Raw genomic sequence first — 19,583 nt, 5'->3', positions numbered from 1 at the left:
TACCAGAAGCGGTAAGTCTGAAAAGATTTGCCGCTTTTTAAAATCCTATTGATATGAAACTAAAATTTATATTTCTATTCTTTATTTTTTTTTTAGTGTTGATTTCCTGTCGCAAGGAAATTAAATCTGAAAAAGGTGGAATAGATATTATTTCCAACGTGTATTTTGATGCTTCCAAAGGTCTGAGTAAAATGCAAAGTTTTCATTTGTCAAGAATGAATTACAGTGGAGAGTTAATGATAGAGTTGGTGCCTGATTTAGAATTTCCAGAAATAACGACTGCTTCTTATTTCATCAGAGATTCTGTTTTTTATGATTTGAATAATAACACTTCAACCGTTTTATCAGAACTGCAAAAAAAGAAAAAACCAACTTCGGTGTATGCCAAAACTATTGGTGCTGTCTTTACAAAAGACCCACTTCTCAATTACAGAAACCGCAGGAAATTAAGTGACACTGTCCTTTTCAAGAAGAATTACAAACGTTTTGAAATCAATTCACCTTGGAATTATACCCGATATTACATTTATCCGACGGATACGATTTTGCCTTATTCGCTATACAAAGAAGCTGAAAAGGATTATCAAGGTAGAATTGAAAGAATAGATTCCTATGATAAAAAGAAGGACATCTTTGTAACCCTTCAACTAATTCCAAGAAAAAATTGGGACCACACTGCGAAAGAAATATTTGAGTTTAACAATTTTGTAAATAACAGAAAAAGTGAGTGACAAAGAAATTTTGAGTCCTTTTGTTGATGATATTTCTGTTGACGAAGGAAATAAAAATGAATTGATTGTCTTTAAGAATAGTAAAGACAAAGAATCTTTTTTGGAACTGTTGAAGTTGAATAATCAAAATAATAACAGAACTCTAGTAACTCTCAATGCTGATGAAAATTCTAAAAAATTTATCAATAGATTTCAAAACTATGATGGTAAAATATTTCTTTGTTTAGAGGGAGATAGAACAGGAAATATGCAGACGCTTAAAATTCTTACGGAATTTAGAAACAAAAACATTAAGGATGTCAGAACGTTATATGGTATTTCTGATAATGGAAACCAAAACCTGAATGAATATTTACAACACAAACTCGATCTTCAAAATAAAAATATTACTTTAGTTGAATCAAAAAAAGCACAAAATGAAAGAGAGAATACTAGATCCAAAGGAATTTCCAATACTAAGTACTTGGGATCCGAATCTACTGGAAGAAATATTGGAGAATTTGGTGAAAACAGCCAATCCGAACAAAATGAAAATCACACAAGTGGACAAAGATTGGGCAGCAATGATGTTGGAAATGGACTTGCAGACACAATCTGGAAGCATTTGGTCGGAGACAGAGAAAAGCCAAGAAGTAACATTAATGGAACACAACAGAATGATGATGAAAAAAATGAAGGAAGAGAAGATTCCTTGGGGAGAATCATATCCAGGAGAACTGTATCCGATAGAGAAAAATTAAATTCCACAAATTATGAGGAATTAGACATTCTTATTTCAAAATATAAAGGTCAGAAACTGACCAATGAACAAGTTGCAGAAGTCGTTTCTGCAGCTTGTTTTGTTTCTAACAATCAGAAAATTCTTCTGAAAGAAAACATCAAAATTACTGATGATTTAAAAGAAATCTGCAACCAATACAAAAGTGGCGGAACTGCAAAAGAAGGTAGAGGGATTTTAGATGAATACTACACCGATGATAAAATTGTAAATGCCGTTCGTAATTTAGTCAAAGATCAATTACAAAATAAAATAGAAATTTCGGTATTAGAACCAAGCGTTGGAACGGGAAATTTTCTTTATGCCACTAAAGATTTAGCGCTAAAATCAATTATAACCGCTTTTGAAATCAATGAAACTACAGCAAAGATTGCAAAAATCTTGCATCCCGAAAGTGAAATATATTTGCGTTCGTTTGAAACCGAATTTATTGATGAAAAAGGAAATAAAAAAGATGAATTTTTACTATATGATTTAGTCATCGGAAATCCACCTTACGGTGAACATCGAGGCTTGTACAAAGGTTTAGGTGAAGAACCAAAAATTTCTAAATACGAAGATTATTTTGTGAAACGTTCTTTAGATTCTTTAAGAGCAGACGGAATTTTAGCAATGGTGCTTCCTTCAGGTTGGTTGAATAGACAAAAGAATCTACAAGATGCCACTATTGTTGATGGCTTTCGTTTACCTAACGGGGCTTTTGCAGGAACTCAAATCGGAACGGATATTATAATTCTTAAAAAAAAATCTCAAAAAGTTTTTACAGATATTTCCAATTATTTTGAATTGAACCCTTCAAGGGTTTTAGGGGAAATACGAGAAAAAACCAATCGTTTCGGACGCTTAGAAAATTATGTTCACGGAAATTTAGAAGATGCTCTTTTTAAGATTGAACAGTTTAAAAACAAAAAGGAAACCGCAAGAATCGGAAATCTTTTTGAAGATTTATTTTTAGAAAATTCTGAATCTGAAATTGATAAGAAATTTGACACAAAAATCGATAATGAAACGAAAATTGAGAATCAAAACGATGAAAAAGAGTTTGATTTGGCTCAAGAAAAAGTTGAAACGGTACTTTCTCAACTCAATAATATCAAATTTAAATCGCCTACAATTATTTCAGAGATAAGAAAATATGAAAATCTTCGTGAAGATTTAACCACAAAACCAACATCGTTTTCAGAAGAAAATTTAAAAGAACTCATTGAAAAAAGTGATAGGATAATTTCTATTCACAATACCAAAAATCAGAACGAGTATGAAATTCAATCAAAGCCCGAAATCAAAAAAGGAATTCTAAAATATCAATTTTCAAAGCCCGATGAAATCGTAAATGCTTCATTACAAAATAGTTCAGATATTACCAAAGAACAAATTGATGCATTCAGGGATACCTCTTATGACGGAACGCTTAATAATCATGGAAAACATTCTCAGTATGCAAACTATATTGATGGAAAATGGGTTCACGATTTTTATTATGCTGAGGGAAATATTTATAAAAAATTAGAACAGTTAGAACTAGATTTCAAAGATAAATTTTCAGTTGGTGGAACAATAAACCAATATGAAAAACAAAAGAAATTGTTAGAAAGTGTTTTACCTAAACCAAAATCCTTAGATGAAATTATCATCAGTCCGAATCACGAATTTGTACACCAATTTGATTTAGGAACAATAGATAAAGACCGATGGAATCCCAATACAAGACAAACAGAATCTGTCACAGAAAATTACAATCTGGCAGAAAAATTCAAAGATTTTGTCGGGACTTTATCTAGTGATGCTTTTGCGGGTTCTTCAGCTTGGGAAGTGAGAAGTTTTGTAAATAATGAAACGGTTACAGGAAGTGATAAAGAAAGAAATGCGTTAGTCAGAGAAAGACGAAAAGCTGCTGCAAATGATTTGTTTTACAAGTTTGTTCGGGAAGAATTGCCCGAAGATTTGAGAACAAGATTCGTTAAAGATTTCAATAAAAATTATAATAACATTCACGTTCCTGATTATTCTAAATTTCCATTATTTTCAAAAATTCATCAAAACTTTAAAGGAAAAGGACTACGTTTAACTGAAGTTCAAAAAGCAGGAATTGGAAGACAAACTACGAAAGGTGTTGGGTTACTCGCACACGAAGTCGGCTTTGGGAAAACATTGTCAGGTATTCTTTCAATGCACGAAGCCATGGAACGTGGAAATGCGAGAAGACCTCTGATTGTAGTTCCAAATGACAGCATTCTCAAACAATGGGTGGAAACCATTTTTGAAACCATTCCGAATGCTAAAGTGAATGTTTTAGGAAATCTAGGGAAAGATTACAACCTATCAAAATTTGATAATAAGGATGAAGAAATTACCATTGTTACATACGAAGGTTTTAATAACATAGGTTTTTCAGAAAGCATAACTCAAAATCTAGCTTCAAAATTTTCTTACATTTCTGAAAGTGAGCTAAAAAGCGTAAACTCTATTAGTGAAAGAGATTTTCAAAAAGAACTTGAAAAAGTGAAAGAAACAGAAGGGAAAATGAAGCGTGGAAAAATCTATGATTGGGAAGATTTTGGTTTTGACCATCTAACTTTTGATGAAGTTCACAATGCCAACCATATTGTCGGAAAAGTAAAGATTGAAGATAGAAGGTTTGCTTCAGATTTCAGAAGTCAAAATCAACAAACTTCAAAACTAGGGATTAATACTTGGATGGCTGCACAATATATTCAAGATAAAAATGATGGACGAAATGTTACTTTACTATCTGCAACACCTTTTACCAATAAACCCCTAGAATATTATTCAATACTATCACTTATTGCTAACAAGCGTTTAGAAGAATCGGGATATTTCAATGTGAATACTTTCTTTGAAACCTTTATGGAGGCAGATAATGATATGGAGATTGATGCAAAAGGTGATGTGAAATTTAAAGCCAACGTTAGAAGATTTAAAAATAATTCTCTCTTTCAACAACTTTTGTCTGAATTTATTGATATTAAAGGAGAAGAAGACAATCCAGAACTGAAACGCCCTAACAAAATCAATAAAGAATATAAAATTGAGCAAAATGATTTAACGAAAGAGCAATACGATTTGCTTAGTGAGAGCTTTAATGAAACTCAGAAAGGAGCAATCCTTACTCATATTCTTAATGCTCGTCTAATTGCAATTTCTCCATATTTATCGCCTTATTATAATGACGGAAATCCTTCGGTTAAAGAGTTTATTGAAAATTCATCGAAATTGAAACAAACGATGGATTTAATTCAACAGAATAAAAAAGATATTCCAAAGTCTGGACAAATTATTTATTCTGAATTGGCAGTTGCTGAATTTCCAAAACTCAAAGAATATCTTATTCAAGAAATTGGTTTTAAACCTGAAGAAATTGGAATTATTACAGGAGCAACGAATAAAAATCAAAGAATTGCTATTCAAAATGATTTTAATACTGGAAAAATAAAGGTAGTTATTGGAAGTGAAGCTATTCAGGAAGGAATGAATCTTCAGGAAAATACAACTGATATTTATATGCTTTCGTTGCCATATAATTTCACTTCGTTGCGACAAGTTGAAGGACGAGCGTGGAGACAAGGAAACAAAAACGAAAATGTTCGAATCAATTTTATGCTGACTAATGACAGTATTGATGTGTTTATGCTTCAAAAACTGCAATCTAAACAAGCAAGATATTTGGAAGCAATGAAAAAAGGTACAGATGTTTTGGATATTTCTGACATTAGCACTCAAGAATTAAAAACAGCAATCATTACTAATCCAGAAACTAGAGCAAATATTGAAATTGAGTTGATGAAGAAGAGAATTGAAAGCGAGAAAAATAAACACCTTGCTGATATTGCATTTGTTTTAAGAAAACATCAGAATTTTTTAAAAGTACAAGAAGAAGTTATCAAAGCTCAGAATAATTATAACAGAATTCTAGGCTATTCTAATGAGGAAGGAGATAATTCAAAATATTGGGGAAATCAATTGCAATTCTATAAAAAGTCAATTGATTTAGCAAAAGAAAAAGTGCAAGAGGAGATTGATTATTTATTGCAAAAAGGAGTAAATGTTTCTGAGATTGAATATCAAAAAAAAGTAACTGAAAATAAAATTGAAGAATTGGATGAAAAATTGGATGAGTTGCCTAATGTTCGAGAGGAATTGGTTTCTAAGTACCAAGAAGAAAAGGAAATGCAATTGAAGATTAATAAAAATAAAGACTATATTGAAGAGAGAAAGGTAGAAAATTCTGTGTTATTTAGTTGCTCGAAGTTAGGACTGATTGAAAAAAAAATTAAATTAATGAAAATTGATGATGTAAATAAAAAATATTATAACAAGAGATAAATCAATTGCTCAACTGTCAGATTAAATCAAAACTTATTCAATTAAAGGCTTCTTCAAAAGTTTTAGCTATCAATTTTATGTCTGTATTCCCATTGTTAAATACACCGTGGGAGTACAGTGCATATATGAGTTCCGTCAGTGCCGTTTTACTTGCCGTCCATTTCAATGAATTGTCCGAACCCCTTTTCACATTGATGTTATTGAGCCTGTCTTCCAAATAAACTTGTATCAGGTCATTGGCAATAATCTTGGCAACCTTATAATCGTGTGAAGTAGAAAAACGATGGTCTGCTTCAAAATAAAATGTGTCTAACCACAGCCTTATATCGTGCTTGCCACGCACAAAGAATTTTTCGTCAACGAAAGAATTATTGCTGCGGTAATACTTGTAAAAATCAAGGTTGTTTTCAAAGAACCTTTTTAGCTTTTTCAGTTCTTTGGTAAAATATTTCTTGGTACGCTTGTTCCCGTAGGGTCTTCTTGTTTCGATTTTATAGATGGCATTGTAGTAGATGAGCTTTGAAACAATAACAGGTTTCTGATACTTGAAAAAATGGATTTCTTCTTCCATATTCTTAAAGTCATTTTTCAGTACAAAGTCCTTTAAGTCGGCAAGGCTTTGTATAATATGGTGTATAACGGCTTCAATTCTTTTTATGGGGCAGTCGGTTTCAATCTCCAGTTCCTGGATTGCAGTTTCCAATTTAAGATATGTTTCATTGTAAAATTTATCCATTCGCTTCATTTTGATGTAATATATTATTGGTTAATACAGAAAAGCTAACACTGTTCGTATTAGCTTATGATGCAATTACTGCTTAAAAAAATTCAACCTCTACCGTATTGATGATGGAACGATAGATAGATTTTTGTTGCATACTTTAAAGGGTTGTAGTATGATGCAGGTTAGTCTTTGCGAATTACACCTGCATCACCTCCTTTTTTTTACCGATATTTTTTTACGGTTATGCAGTTTACAACCCTTAGTTATTTAATTTTAATAAGTCAATGCCAGCCCCACACCAAAGCCCATATCGCTATCATAGTGGGTACGTATACCTATATTCTTATTAATGATATACCTAAGTTCTCCCATATACTCTAAGTCGGTATTCACCATAAAACCACCTCTTAGTCTTTTTGAAATTGGTATATCTTCACGCATTAACTGCAATCTCACAATTCCATCATGATATACTTCTGCCTGAAAATTGACCAGCATAGGTAACGTATACATAAACCCTAAACTGAACGCCCTGCGGGTGTCTTTCTTGTTGGTTTGTCCAAATATGTTCTTTTCGTGTTCATCTTCTCCCATTTTACGGTAGCGGTAATCAAAACCTACAAAGGGCATGAACCATTGCATCTTTCCAATGTATCTACCTAAATGGGTTTCTACTTCATAACCGTGCATACTATTATAGCCTAAACGCCATTCTGTTCCTAATTGGTAGCGTGCATTCATTAGCATAGCTTCTCCATCATTACCATTGGTTGCAAAATCGTTTTGTGCCATAAAATGAGGCATATTACTTTCTCTTTGCAATTCTTTATAGGCTTTTGCCTTGTCGGGTAGATAGGGGTTATTGTAGTCTCCAACTTCAAAGACCCTGTTCATTCCCGCCATCATGTGATATAATATATGGCAATGAAAGAACCAATCACCTTCCTCATTTGCTAAAAACTCAATGGTATCTGTTTCCATAGGCATGATATCCAACACATTTTTAAGCGGCGATTTTTCGCCTTTTCCGTTTATCACCCTAAAATCAAATCCGTGAAGATGCATTGGATGCCGCATCATTGAATTATTATAAATGGTAATCCGTAGAATTTCTCCTTTTTTTACAGGTATTTTGTCAGTTTCCGAAAGTATTTTATTATCCATGCTCCATACATAGCGGTTCATGTTGCCAGTAAGTGTGAATTTCAACTCTTTTACGGGCGCATCATTTGGAAGAGAGGTGTTATAAGGTGATTGCAACATAGCATAATTTAATGTTTTGATGTCTCCCAAGGCATTAGCGTTGTAACGGTTAGCGTCGTTATCCATATCCATACCCTCATGCTTACTGTGGTCTGCTTTTTTTGTTGCATCTCCGGTAATTTCGGGATACATCACTACATTCATGTCCATTTGGTTAAGGCTCATCTTCATGCCCATATCGTTCAAATCGCCATTCATTTTCATCATATCGTTCATCATCTTCATCCCCTCGAAATACTTCAATCGTGGGAGTGGAGAAATAAGCTGTTTGACCCCATCACCTATAAAGTAACTCGCAGATTGTGTCCTGTCTTCGGTTGTTGCTAAGAACTCGTAAGCCAAACCATCTTGAGGGATAGTCACTACAATATCGTAAGTTTCAGAAACGGCAATGATTAACCTGTCCACCTCTACAGGCTCAACATCATTCCCATCATTAGCTACTACTGTAATTTTTCCTCCAGCATACCGTAGCCAGAAATATGAAGACGCCCCTCCATTGGAAACACGCAATCTGACTTTGTCGCCTGCTTTTAGCTTTTTACTATCAATTGTTTTCAAATCGGTGCTATGGCTACCATTTATTAGGATTTTATCATAGTAAACGTCACTGACATCCATCGCCAGCATCCGCTTCCACTCGTTTTTTACCTTTACCCCTAATTTTCCCTCCTTAATAGCTTCAACATATGATTGTGTTGCGCCTTTCTTAATGGCCGCCCAATCATTTGCATTGTGTAGCATACGGTTGATATTATCGGGGTTAAGATTTGTCCACTCACTTAATATAATTGGAACGGTCGGCAAATCATCAATTCCTTTTCTGAATGTCTTATCATCGCTTCTTTTCTTCATGATAAAACTACCGTACATGCCTATCTGCTCCTGCAAGCCTGAGTGCGAATGATACCAGTGCGTGCCATGCTGGATAATCGGAAAACGGTAGGTGTAGGTTGTACCCGGTGCGATGGGTTTTTGTGTAAGCCAGGGCACACCGTCTTCTTTATTGGGCAGGAACACACCATGCCAGTGCAGTGATGTGCTTTCTTTCAATTGGTTGTGCACCACTATTTCGGCAGTGTCGCCCTCGGTAAAGGTAAGGGTGGGCATGGGGATTTGCCCGTTTACGGCAATTGCCCTTTTTTGCTTACCTGCATAGTTGACAAGCGTATCTTTTACATACAGCTCGTAATGCACCACTCTCTGTGCAAACAGCGTTTGCGTGCAAAGCAGTATCAGCACTGTTTGCAAAATTCTTATAGGTATTTTATTATATCTGTTCATGATTTGAAAAATTTTATTTAATGCTGTCTTCCATTGTGCTAAACCACGCTATCAAAACCTGCTTATCCTCCGGTGACAATACTGCATTGCGATGAATTAGTGTGTATGATGACAACGGCATTTCCCCGTCCTTAACCTGCCCGGCCATAGCCCTGAACTTGTTTCGCTGCCTGCGGACAGAATAGTCGCCAAATTCGCTAAAGTTGAGTTCCTCTTTCCCCTTTTTTATATGCTCTGCCATGTACCATGCGCCGGGCTGGATACGGCTGTACCACGGATAATGGGTATTGTTGCTATGGCAGTCATAACAGGACTGAACAAGGATAGCCTTTACATTTTGGGGTACGGTGTACACCCTTTCGATATGGGTGGCTGGCACTTCAACCGCGTGGTTCCGTAAGGGCTGAAAGAACTGTATGGCAATCAGGACGACAGCCAGCCCCAATATGATTTTCTTCTTTATGGTCATAATTATTTTATTGTGGCTTCATCTTTTTGTGTCTACTGTTTTTTCACATACTTGGCATAATTCTCCTTGTTTTCAAAATAAGAAACTTCACCATTATTTCCTGTCACAGCAATCACCGCATTAGCTTTGTCTACCTGCTTATGGGAATAGGGGTCTATCGCCATCCGCACGGTCGCATCTTTTGGAATACGTTCCTTACACATTTCGCAACATCCGTAATAGGTTTTACCATCAAATTTTACGTCAAACTGCCTTTTGCCCATATAGGCATCGTTGACCATGCAGACTTCATCCGATGGAACCAATTCACCTATTTGGTTACTATGCCCGTGGCTTTCCGGAGTTGCCTGCGAATGCTGTGTCGCTTCATCCTTATTTGACCCTACCTGTCCGCAAGCGGTGAATAGCAGGGCTGATAAGGAAATAAAGCCGATTATTATTTTGCTCATGTCGAAACTGTTTTTTAAATTTTATTATTTACTTTCTTCAAACTCTTTTAGCTTGCGCTTCATCAGTTCAATTTCTTCCGCTTGGGTTTTAAGTATGTTTTTTTGCAGCTCTATCAGTTCCGGGTCGGTCAGGTGTGCCTTTTCGGACATCAATATGGCTGCTGCGTGATGGGGTATCATACCCTTTGCAAACTGATTGTCCCCGACATTGATTTGTTCCCTGATACCAAACCATGAAAAGATGCCAACAGCAACCGAGATGATGGCTATCGCCCAATTCATCTTCCTGTTGGGGTACATTACTTTCATTATCGCTAATTCGATAAGCAGCATTGCCGAGGTCATCAGCAGGGTCATGTACAAATTGTTGATATTGGGTATCAGGTTCTGCCACCCGTCAATCATGGCGTACATGATAAAATACATCACTGCGAACATTGCGACAGCCATCACCGCAAAGCGTTTGTACATGGCCGAAGCATGTTTTGTATTGTGCGTGCCATGCTCCGAGGAATGACCCGCATGGTGACTGTTTTGCATATTTTCCATAACCCTGAATTTTATTTGCTGTTAATTGTTTTTTCCACCTTACCGCAGGTCAGCATTTTAGAACCGTAGTAAGGGTTTTTGATTTCCTTGTTTTCGCTGAACCAAACAGCACCCTTACCGTCATTGAACATCGGACAATGGTCCTGATACAATGTTTGCGATGTACCGAACAAATCAATCAGGTCTTTCAAATCTTCGCCAAGCGAGGCCAAATGTTCCCGCTGGTGGTGGATGTTGCCGACATTTTCCCCGATATGTTCTGCTTGTTCTTTAGCATCGTCCGCTATGTCCATGTACTTTTTGTGCTTATCGGCAGGAACGGCTTTCATGTCCACTTTATTCAGGGTAGCTAACAGCTTTTTCCCAGAACTGGCGGCGGCTTTGTCATCGTCCGAAACAAGGGCGTTCTTTAAGGACAGATAATCGGTAACTATGGGCGCAATAGAAAAGTTTTTTGCTTCTTCTTTTCCTGTTGCTTTTGCTTCCTGACCGCTCGGAGTTTCACTCACAACGGGCGCAGCTACCGTATCATCCTCTTTTGGTTGGGAAGCTGACTGTTCTTGTGATACAACAGCAGTATCACTTGAAGACTGCTCGTTTTTGTTGGATGCCTGATTGCATGATACTGTTACAAATGCCATGATAACAGCAATGATTGATAATGTTAGATTTTTCATTTTTATTTATTTTTTGATTTTTAAAAAACTTGCGTTAATAGCCACTACAATGGTGCTTACACTCATCAGCACAGCACCCATAGCGGGACTTAAAACAAAATTCGGATAGAGTACGCCTGCCGCAAGCGGTATTGCCACCACGTTGTAGCCAACCGCCCATATCAGGTTCTGTACCATCTTTTTGTAGGTAAGTTTGCCGAAGTCAATCAGTTTGACCACATCCCTCGGGTCGCTGTCTACCAATATGATATCCGCTGTTTCGGCAGCCACGTCCGTACCGGAACCCACGGCAATGCCCACATCTGCCTGTGCCAGTGCAGGTGCATCATTTACACCATCACCAGTCATTGCTACGATTTCGCCTTTTGCCTGAAACTCCTTTACTTTCTCCTGCTTGTTGTGCGGAAGCACATTAGCCAAATACCCGTCCATACCCAATTTTCCGGCTACGGCAACAGCAATCCTGTCGTTGTCCCCGGTGAGCAGAAAGGACTTGATGCCCATTTTTTTGAGTTCCTCAATCGCCTGTGCCGAACCCTCACGGATGCTGTCTGCCAAAGTAATGATGCCGATTACCCGGTCATCAATGAGGACAAAGTTGACCGTTTCGGCCTCTTGATTGATTTCGTTTGGAATTTCAGGCAGGGAAAGGTGGTTTTCGGTGAAATAATTCGGGCCGCCAGCTACGACACTCTTTCCGTTCACAACACCTTTAACACCTATGCCCTGCATATAGCTGAAGTTTTCAGACTTCCATAAGGCAAGGCTCTTTTCTTTCAATGTAGCCATAATGCCTTTGGCGATATGGTGTTCCGAATTTTGCTGTACTGCGGCAGCATACTGGATAACCTCATCGGCATTATATTCGTCTGTTAACGGTATAACCTTTTCTACGGCATGGGAACCTTTGGTGAGCGTTCCGGTCTTATCAAAAATGACAGTGTGTCACGTCCTAAAAAAAGTTTACACATTTTATATTAATACTAAAATTCGTTTACAGTTCAAATATAATCCTAAAATAGATTTACAATCTCCTTTTTTTTGTAATAATTTTTCCATTTACAATCCCCCTGCTCAAGTTCATTTGAGTGAACTTTTTCTGGAGTTATATATCCAATGCTCATATGAGGTCTTTCATTGTTATAAATTCTAATTACAGCATCTAGTAATTCTTTTGCTTGACTATAGTTTTCAACCTCATAATTGTTTAAATATTCTTCTTTTAAAATTCCATTTACACGTTCTGCAATAGCATTTTCAAGAGGGTCTCCATTCTCCGTCATGCTAATTTGGATATTATAAGCCTGTAATAGGTTTACATATTTTTGACTACAATACTGTACTCCTCTGTCTGAATGATGCGTTATGGGCAAATGGCTCTCTGCCCCTTCAAAGGCAGAGAGAGCCATTTGTAATGCTTTTACACTATGCTCTGCTTCCAGTGTTTGAGACAAATAATGTCCAACTATTTTCCTACTGTAAGCGTCTGTTACTAAATGAATATAAAGCACCTTATTTTTTGTTTTCCAATACGTTATGTCGCTCACAAACAATTCATTAGGTCTAGAAGCGAAAAATCCTTTTATTAGATTTGGATATTTCTTTAACCAATGTTGAGATTGCGTTGTTTTTATTAACCTTTTTCTGCGTCTAATCAACAAATTATTTACAGATAATAAATTAAATAAAGCATCTCTTCCCATTTTGATTTGATGCTCATGCATAAAACATTCCAACATAACATAAAGCTTTCTAGTTCCTATTCTTGGGTTCTGTCTTCTTATTTTAAGAACTTCTGTTATAATCAATTCATGTTCTAATTCTGTGTCAATATTCCGCTCAAAATATTGGTAATATGCCTGTCTTGTTACACCAAACAATCGGCATATTTTGCTTAATCCTAAGTTAGGTTTACGCTCTTTCATTTTGAAGATGGTTTGGTATTGGACTTTTTTCTTATATTGATTTTTAGCTCTTTTTCGGCAACTTCAATCATCATTTCCAAAGCGGTAGCTCGTAATTCTGAATTAACCAATGCCTGTTCTAATTGCTTGATTTTTTCTTTCATTTGAAGCTCTTCTATAGTTTGTTTGGAATCTCTTTTAGCCATAATATCAGTTTTATTTATAGCTAATTTACTGTATTTTGGTTCAATTTCATAGCCTAATTGACGCATCCATCGTAATATCTGACCGTGTTCCTCTTTCTCGCCTGTATATTTTTCCCAAATATCTCGCTTTTTGCATTTTGTTAATAGGTACTCTTCAACTATTTGTTGCCGCTCAGATAAAGTAAATTCACTAGGCCTTTTTAATCCTAAAATAATTTGTCGTTTGTTCATTCTTTTACACTTTTTTGTGTAAAGCTATTTTAGGACAAGACAGTGGAAAGTTTTCGGGTGGTTTCAAATGCTGTGCGGTTGCGGATGAGCAGACCATTGGTCGCCGATAGCGTTGTGGAAATGGCGACCACCAACGGGATAGCCACGCCCAATGCGTGCGGGCAGGCCGTTACCATTACCGTCACCATTCTTTCAAGCGCAAAGGCAATATCTCCACTGCTTGCATACCAATAGGCAAATGTGCCTATGCCAACGGCAATGGCAATAAAGGTGAGCCATTTGGCAACTTTGTCCGCAAGGTTTTGCGTATTGGACTTAGTAGCTTGTGCCTCCTGCACAAGATTGATAACCCTGTTCAGGTAGCTGTCTTTTCCAACGGCTGTTACCTTAACTTTCAGCGCACCATCGCCATTGATAGAGCCTGCGATGACCTTTCCGTCCTTTTCCTTTTTCACGGGAATACTTTCTCCGGTAAGCATGCTCTCGTTGATATACGAAAGCCCCTCCAGTACCAATCCATCGGCTGGAATTTTTTCACCCGGTTTTATGATAGCCGTTTCACCGCTTTGCAGGTCTTCAAGCTTTATTTTTACCGCTTCTCCGTTTCGCTCCACCGTGACATCGTTAGGCAGCAAAGCAACCAATGATTGCAAAGCCCGTGAAGCAGCCATTTGGGAACGCATTTCCAGCCAATGCCCTAACAGCATGATGTCGATAAGCGTAGCCAGTTCCCAAAAGAAGTCCATGCCCTGCAAGCCAAATACAACGGCTACGGAATAGACATAGGCTACGGATATAGCGATAGCAACAAGTGTCATCATCCCTATGGCTTTGGCTTTCACCTCGCCAATCATTCCCTTTAGGAATGGTAAGCCTCCATAGCAATAAATCACCGTACCCAATGCCAGCAACACATATTTATCGCCATTGAAAGCAAGCGAGAAACCTAACCATTGCTGTATCATGTGTGACAGGAGTAGGATAGGGATTGTAATGACAAGGCTTATCCAAAAACGTGTGAGGAAATCACCTGTATGATGTCCCTCATGTTTATTAAAGTTTTCATCAGCATGGCCATGTTGAGAATGCCCGGAATGCCCATGTTCTGATGTGTGTTCATGAGAAACTGACGCACCGCCAACGGGAACCAATGCCATGCCACAGAGCGGGCATTTGCCCGGTTCGTCTTTTAGCACCTGTGGGTGCATAGGACAAGTATATTTTTTCATAACAAGGGGTTTTAAAAGTTATGTTGCACTTAATTTTTTTGCCATCTCATGGGTCATTTCTTCGGCATAAGCACCATAGGCATCAACAAGTACGCCTTTATTCTTACCATCATTGGACGATATGGCATAAATCACGGCATTGTTATCAGGACTGCTGTCGAGGCTTTCAAACCTATGGGTTTCCGTAACCGTAAAATCCTCCGGTTTTAGTTTCAGGCTCCTTGACGCACAGTACAGGCAGTCCGGCAACAGACTAAAGTCCATACTGTATCCACGCTGTCTTAGGTCTTTAAGCGCCTGCACCATGTCATTGTACTGTACCATAGCTTTCAGAACTGTTATTTAATGGTTTCGACCGTACTGCCGCAGGTAAGCATCTGTGAGCCATAATATGGGTTTTTAACAGCATTCTCTTTACTTAGCCAATTGGCTCCCTTACCTCCATTGTACATAGGACAGTGCTGGTAATAAACGGGGGTGTCCTGTTTAGACACTTTAGCCAGTGTGTAGATGCTTCCCGAAAGTGCCGCAAAAGCACTTCTTTGTTTTGCAACGTCTTTTGATTTTGAAATGCTTTCCGCATTGGCCGTCAAGTCCTGCATCACTTTCATCCAAGCCGTATGTTCCTCTGCCGATAGCTTATTCATATCGACTGCTTTAAGGGATGCAGCCAATTCAGCGGCTTTGGCAGATGCGGTCGCCGCATCGGTTTTTATCAAAGCATCTTTCACTGAAAAGTAGTTGTCAAATACAGCCTTTAGCTGTGATTGGTTTTGGGCTGCATCTTTGTTAGCTGCCATTTGACTATGGTCGTGATTGCCATGTCCGGCATTCATGTCCATTCCCGCCTCCTTGTTTTTGGCAACCGTCTTCACTGGTCTATCATACTGGCAGCAACCAGCCAGTTTAGCATATACGTCATCCGGCGCACGGAACTTCTCACTGTCATAACCAGCCAAAGCGATACGTTTCAGGATTTCATCCTGATTTGTTTTGTCGCCGTCATAGGTGAGCGTAGCCATCTTGGTATCTTTGTTCCAGTCCACACTGGCTACCTTTTTTACGTTACCTGCCTTTTCGATGGTGGTTTTGCATATACCACAATTGCCGTAAATCTTTACGGTTTCTGTTTTCGCATTCTTGATTTGTGCGAAGCCGTTTATTGATGATAGTAATACGGCGATTACCATCACTATTTTTGATAATGATTTCATAATAATTACATTTTGAGAAACGGGGGATTGATAAACCCATTTCTGTTTTAAATTTTAAATAAATGATACAAATAGGGGATTTGCAAAAGCCGGAACAGCTTCTGACAGGACATACCTATGGCTATCAGGCCATAGTTTTAGCTTATTTTAGGCGGTAGCCAAATGGAGAAAAAGTCCGAAGAATAGTAGGCTTCTTTGAAACCGAATTTTTGCTTTTTAGCTGCTGCTAAGTGATTTTTTGCCTTTAATTCGATTATGGTTGGGACATTTAGGGAAGTGGTTGAAGCACCGCACCTGCAAGAGCTGTGTGAACAGCCGCCCCCGCATTTGTCACTTTTGCATTTTTTACAGGATTTGCCCTTGCAACCTTTTTTATGTTCTGATTTTTTGGATTTCTCCTTTGAGCAGAAAGACTGCTCGGTCTTTGTTGAATTTTTGGAACAGGCATAGCTCTGACTTGGCATCATAAAGAAAACCAAACAGAACAATGTCAAAATGCCTATATGTATTCTATAATTTTTCAACGCAACAAAGTTACAAATTAGATTGGTTTTTTATATCGTTTTACGTTTTTTTTTGCTATATGGACAAAAAAATGCCATATACGCAATAACCTATCGCCTTTTTTCAGAATTGATAAAATGCCCTTTTTCAGCAACCCAACCTCATAGAAAATTCGGTCGGAAAAAGGGCATTTCAAAAAGTTGTTGGCTTAGGCGTCCAAAGGTTCAATTTTGAAGCCTGCCTTTTGCACGGTCGATATTACTTCCTGCTCGGTAATGCCCTCGGACTTCACTGTAAGTACCTTGTCCTTGTTGGCAGTGTCCACTTCCCAATGGCAGATACCCTCTGCCTTGTCCAAGTGCGGTTTTACAGATGCGATACAACCTCCGCAATTGATGTTCGTCTTGAATTGAAATTGTTTATTTTCCATTGTTAATAAATTTTAGAGTTATCTGATAATGCAAATTTCCGTACTATTCAGTTCAGTATTGTTGTGTAATTTCTTGTTTGATTTGTGAGATTTACTGTTTTATTTCTTCCACTTCAACCGCAGGCTGTTACTGACCACGCTCACGCTGCTCAATGCCATTGCCGCACCCGCAATCATCGGGTTGAGCAGGAAGCCGTTAACAGGGTAAAGGATGCCTGCCGCTACCGGAATGCCGATTACGTTGTAGATAAACGCCCAGAACAGGTTTTGCTTGATGGTGGCTACGGTCTGTTTGGACAAGCGTATTGCCTGTGGTATCTTGGTCAGGTCGGACGAAATGATGGTCATCTTGGCTACGTCCATTGCGATGTCGCTGCCTTTGCCCATTGCGATACTTACATCGGCTGTTGCCAATGCGGTGCTGTCGTTGATACCATCGCCCACCATTGCCACTACCTTTCCTTTACTTTGCAGTTCTTTCACAAAGTCGGCTTTATGCTGTGGCAAAACTTCGGCTTTGTAATGCTTGATGCCTGTCTGCTCCGCAATGGCTTTAGCGGTAGCTTCATTATCTCCGGTCAGCATATACAGGTCAATGCCCATTTCCTGCATTTCCCGGATAGCCTGCACCGATGTTTCCTTAATCTTATCGGCGATAGCGATTACAGCAAGAGCCTTTTTGCTGTTTGCAAACCAGATAACGGTTTTAGACTGTTTGCCCCATTCTTCGGCCTGGTCTTGTAATTCGCCGGCAATGGCAATGTTGTTTTCTGCCAATAGCTTTTTGTTGCCTACATAATAGGTTTCGTTGTCATGGTCTGCTTTTGCGCCTTTGCCCGTAATGCTGTCGAACATGGATAAAGAGGTGGTCGCTACATCGTCAAGATGCTTCACTACGGCTTCTGCCAATGGATGCTCGGATTGCTTTTCGATGCTCAAAAGGATTTCTTTTGCAGTGTCCTCATTGTTCAGCCATTTAATGCCCGTTACCTGTGGTCTTCCCTCGGTGATGGTTCCGGTTTTGTCCAAAACGATGGCATTTACTTTTTTGGCCAGTTCCAAACTTTCTGCATCTTTTATCAAAATGCCATTTTCAGCACCTTTACCAACGCCTACCATAATAGCGGTGGGTGTCGCTAAGCCTAAAGCACAGGGGCAGGCAATGACCAATACCGTAACGGCTGCCAACAGACCTTGAACAACCCCGTTTTCGCCTCCCAAAATCAACCATAGCGTAAATGTCAGGATGGCAATACCTATCACTGTGGGAACAAAGATGCCCGCAATCCTATCGACCAGTTTCTGTACGGGTGCTTTGCTTCCCTGTGCATCCTGCACCCTTTTGATGATGTGGGCAAGCATGGTTTCTTTGCCCACTTTTACCGCCCTGAACCGAAAGCTGCCTTTTTGGTTAATCGTTCCTGCAAATACTTTTTCTTTTTCTTTTTTCAATACAGGTACAGGCTCACCGCTTAACATGCTTTCGTCCACATACGAATTGCCCGATATGACCATGCCGTCTACCGCAATCTTTTCACCGGGCTTTACGAGTATCACATCGCCTGCGCTTACGTCTTCGATAGCGGTCTGCTTTTCCGTTCCGTCCGCCTGTACCACGATGACCGTTTTTGGCTGCAAGCCCATCAGCTTCTTAATGGCTGAAGAGGTGTTGCCTTTGGCTCTTTCTTCCAGCAGTTTTCCCAAGAGGATGAATGCGATAATAACGGTAGCCGCTTCAAAATATACGTGAGCATGCAGTCCCCGTTGATGCCAAAAGTCGGCAAACAGCATATTGAAAACACTGAACAGGTAGGCAATACCTGTACTCAATGCCACCAGCGTATCCATATTGGCGGAACGGTGCTTTGCCTGCTTCCAAGCGTTTACAAAAAAATCCCTGCCCAACCATATTACAACGGGCGTGGAAAAGAGCCACATTATCGGGTCTGCATAGGGCATATCCATAAAGAACATTCCTATGATTACCACGGGCAGGGAAAGGATAATTGCCCAAATGGTCTTGTTTTTCAAGGTTCGGAATTTCTTTTCGTGGATGGCTTCGAGCGTTTCCTGCTGCTTGGTTTCGTCTTCAATCAATAGGTCGTAACCTACTCCCTGAACCGCTTTTTGCAGGGTGGAGGCATCGGTCATATTGGGCAGATATTCCACGGTAAGATTGCCCGTTGCAAAGTTCACGGAAGCATTAACTACTCCCGGTTGGTATTTCACAATGCTTTCGGCACTGCCCGCACAGGATGCACAGGTCATGCCCAATACCGGAAAAGCACTTTTAACCGTAGGAACTCCGTAACCTAAATCTTTAATTGCCTTAACAGCCTCGCCTACGGTTTCATTGCTATCTACTGTAATCGCTGCCCTTCGGTTGTTCAGCTCTACTTTATGGGTTTCTACGCCTTTTACCTGTGCCAATCCCTTTTCAACGATTAATGCACAGTGTTCGCTTTCTACATCCTCCAATGGAATGTATATATTTTCTCTGTTTGTCGCCATATTTGCCTGCTTTAATTTACAATACAAAATTGGCTATTATATTTATGGGTACTGTTGTGAAATTTTGGATTTGATTTGTAAGATTT

Annotated in this window: 17 protein-coding genes; 2 read left to right on the top strand and 15 right to left on the bottom strand. The window is 38.8% G+C overall.

The features are described 5' to 3' along the window. Window positions 1-53: 53 nt before the first annotated feature. Complete coding sequence (locus QM746_RS11055) at window positions 54-731, top strand: hypothetical protein (RefSeq protein WP_414984270.1); 678 nt, start codon at window positions 54-56, stop codon at window positions 729-731. Beyond that, a complete protein-coding gene (locus tag QM746_RS11050) occupies window positions 724-5,853 on the top strand; it encodes a helicase-related protein (RefSeq protein WP_414984269.1) in 5,130 nt (1,709 codons plus the stop codon). The genes QM746_RS11055 and QM746_RS11050 overlap by 8 nt, the downstream gene beginning before the upstream one ends. 37 nt (window positions 5,854-5,890) lie before the next feature. Here the strand turns inward: QM746_RS11050 and QM746_RS11045 are convergent, their stop codons facing one another. From QM746_RS11045 to QM746_RS10975, 15 genes are all read right to left on the bottom strand, one after another. Continuing rightward, a complete protein-coding gene (locus QM746_RS11045) occupies window positions 5,891-6,589 on the bottom strand; it encodes an RteC domain-containing protein (protein ID WP_414985146.1) in 699 nt (232 codons plus the stop codon). A 261-nt stretch (window positions 6,590-6,850) separates the two neighbouring features. Then, entirely contained in the window at window positions 6,851-9,124 is a 2,274-nt protein-coding gene (locus QM746_RS11040) for a multicopper oxidase family protein (RefSeq protein WP_414984268.1), read from the bottom strand. Window positions 9,125-9,137: 13 nt separating this feature from the next. Next, entirely contained in the window at window positions 9,138-9,593 is a 456-nt protein-coding gene (locus QM746_RS11035; protein WP_414984267.1) for a heme-binding domain-containing protein, read from the bottom strand. Window positions 9,594-9,625: 32 nt separating this feature from the next. Further along, window positions 9,626-10,042 (bottom strand): hypothetical protein, encoded by a 417-nt coding sequence (locus QM746_RS11030; RefSeq protein WP_078797523.1) that lies wholly within the window; start codon window positions 10,040-10,042, stop codon window positions 9,626-9,628. Window positions 10,043-10,066: 24 nt separating this feature from the next. Next, window positions 10,067-10,591 (bottom strand): DUF305 domain-containing protein, encoded by a 525-nt coding sequence (locus tag QM746_RS11025; RefSeq protein WP_414984266.1) that lies wholly within the window; start codon window positions 10,589-10,591, stop codon window positions 10,067-10,069. Window positions 10,592-10,602: 11 nt separating this feature from the next. Then, the gene (locus QM746_RS11020; RefSeq protein ID WP_414984265.1) at window positions 10,603-11,268 is read right to left on the bottom strand and encodes a DUF3347 domain-containing protein; all 666 of its coding nucleotides are present in this window, start codon (window positions 11,266-11,268) and stop codon (window positions 10,603-10,605) included. Between the two features lie 6 nt (window positions 11,269-11,274). Further along, on the bottom strand, window positions 11,275-12,204 hold the full coding sequence (locus QM746_RS11015; protein WP_414985145.1) for an HAD-IC family P-type ATPase: 930 nt from the start codon (window positions 12,202-12,204) through the stop codon (window positions 11,275-11,277). Window positions 12,205-12,281: 77 nt separating this feature from the next. Continuing rightward, the gene (locus QM746_RS11010) at window positions 12,282-13,193 is read right to left on the bottom strand and encodes an IS3 family transposase (protein ID WP_414984264.1); all 912 of its coding nucleotides are present in this window, start codon (window positions 13,191-13,193) and stop codon (window positions 12,282-12,284) included. Then, window positions 13,190-13,609: a hypothetical protein gene (locus QM746_RS11005; RefSeq protein ID WP_371463846.1), complete on the bottom strand. Its 420-nt coding sequence runs from the start codon at window positions 13,607-13,609 to the stop codon at window positions 13,190-13,192. Before QM746_RS11005 ends, QM746_RS11010 begins: the two co-directional genes overlap by 4 nt. Before the next feature lie 29 nt (window positions 13,610-13,638). Further along, the gene (locus tag QM746_RS11000; protein ID WP_414984263.1) at window positions 13,639-14,838 is read right to left on the bottom strand and encodes an HAD-IC family P-type ATPase; all 1,200 of its coding nucleotides are present in this window, start codon (window positions 14,836-14,838) and stop codon (window positions 13,639-13,641) included. A gap of 18 nt (window positions 14,839-14,856) precedes the next feature. Next, complete coding sequence (locus QM746_RS10995; protein WP_002981094.1) at window positions 14,857-15,162, bottom strand: hypothetical protein; 306 nt, start codon at window positions 15,160-15,162, stop codon at window positions 14,857-14,859. A 14-nt stretch (window positions 15,163-15,176) separates the two neighbouring features. Continuing rightward, window positions 15,177-16,052, bottom strand: coding sequence for a DUF3347 domain-containing protein (locus QM746_RS10990; RefSeq protein WP_034735069.1), 876 nt, complete (start codon window positions 16,050-16,052; stop codon window positions 15,177-15,179). Between the two features lie 268 nt (window positions 16,053-16,320). Further along, on the bottom strand, window positions 16,321-16,500 hold the full coding sequence (locus QM746_RS10985) for a hypothetical protein (protein WP_414984262.1): 180 nt from the start codon (window positions 16,498-16,500) through the stop codon (window positions 16,321-16,323). Between the two features lie 264 nt (window positions 16,501-16,764). Next, window positions 16,765-16,986 (bottom strand): heavy-metal-associated domain-containing protein, encoded by a 222-nt coding sequence (locus QM746_RS10980; protein ID WP_002981097.1) that lies wholly within the window; start codon window positions 16,984-16,986, stop codon window positions 16,765-16,767. A 99-nt stretch (window positions 16,987-17,085) separates the two neighbouring features. Continuing rightward, window positions 17,086-19,497: a heavy metal translocating P-type ATPase gene (locus QM746_RS10975; protein WP_414984261.1), complete on the bottom strand. Its 2,412-nt coding sequence runs from the start codon at window positions 19,495-19,497 to the stop codon at window positions 17,086-17,088. Between the last annotated feature and the right edge of the window lie 86 nt (window positions 19,498-19,583).

The sequence above is a fragment of the Cloacibacterium sp. genome, assembly GCF_047601505.1.
Lineage (GTDB): Bacteria > Bacteroidota > Bacteroidia > Flavobacteriales > Weeksellaceae > Cloacibacterium.
This window is presented reverse-complemented; position numbering and strand designations above follow the sequence as displayed.

Bases quoted from the DNA above. Each gene is read 5' to 3' on its own strand.
- QM746_RS11055 (WP_414984270.1), top strand. From the start codon at position 54: ATGAAACTAAAATTTATATTTCTATTCTTTATTTTTTTTTTAGTGTTG.
- QM746_RS11045 (WP_414985146.1), bottom strand. From the start codon at position 6,589: ATGGATAAATTTTACAATGAAACATATCTTAAATTGGAAACTGCAATC.
- QM746_RS11040 (WP_414984268.1), bottom strand. From the start codon at position 9,124: ATGAACAGATATAATAAAATACCTATAAGAATTTTGCAAACAGTGCTG.
- QM746_RS11035 (WP_414984267.1), bottom strand. From the start codon at position 9,593: ATGACCATAAAGAAGAAAATCATATTGGGGCTGGCTGTCGTCCTGATT.
- QM746_RS11030 (WP_078797523.1), bottom strand. From the start codon at position 10,042: ATGAGCAAAATAATAATCGGCTTTATTTCCTTATCAGCCCTGCTATTC.
- QM746_RS11025 (WP_414984266.1), bottom strand. From the start codon at position 10,591: ATGGAAAATATGCAAAACAGTCACCATGCGGGTCATTCCTCGGAGCAT.
- QM746_RS11020 (WP_414984265.1), bottom strand. From the start codon at position 11,268: ATGAAAAATCTAACATTATCAATCATTGCTGTTATCATGGCATTTGTA.
- QM746_RS11010 (WP_414984264.1), bottom strand. From the start codon at position 13,193: ATGAAAGAGCGTAAACCTAACTTAGGATTAAGCAAAATATGCCGATTG.
- QM746_RS11005 (WP_371463846.1), bottom strand. From the start codon at position 13,609: ATGAACAAACGACAAATTATTTTAGGATTAAAAAGGCCTAGTGAATTT.
- QM746_RS11000 (WP_414984263.1), bottom strand. From the start codon at position 14,838: ATGAAAAAATATACTTGTCCTATGCACCCACAGGTGCTAAAAGACGAA.
- QM746_RS10995 (WP_002981094.1), bottom strand. From the start codon at position 15,162: ATGGTACAGTACAATGACATGGTGCAGGCGCTTAAAGACCTAAGACAG.
- QM746_RS10990 (WP_034735069.1), bottom strand. From the start codon at position 16,052: ATGAAATCATTATCAAAAATAGTGATGGTAATCGCCGTATTACTATCA.
- QM746_RS10985 (WP_414984262.1), bottom strand. From the start codon at position 16,500: ATGCCTGTTCCAAAAATTCAACAAAGACCGAGCAGTCTTTCTGCTCAA.
- QM746_RS10980 (WP_002981097.1), bottom strand. From the start codon at position 16,986: ATGGAAAATAAACAATTTCAATTCAAGACGAACATCAATTGCGGAGGT.
- QM746_RS10975 (WP_414984261.1), bottom strand. From the start codon at position 19,497: ATGGCGACAAACAGAGAAAATATATACATTCCATTGGAGGATGTAGAA.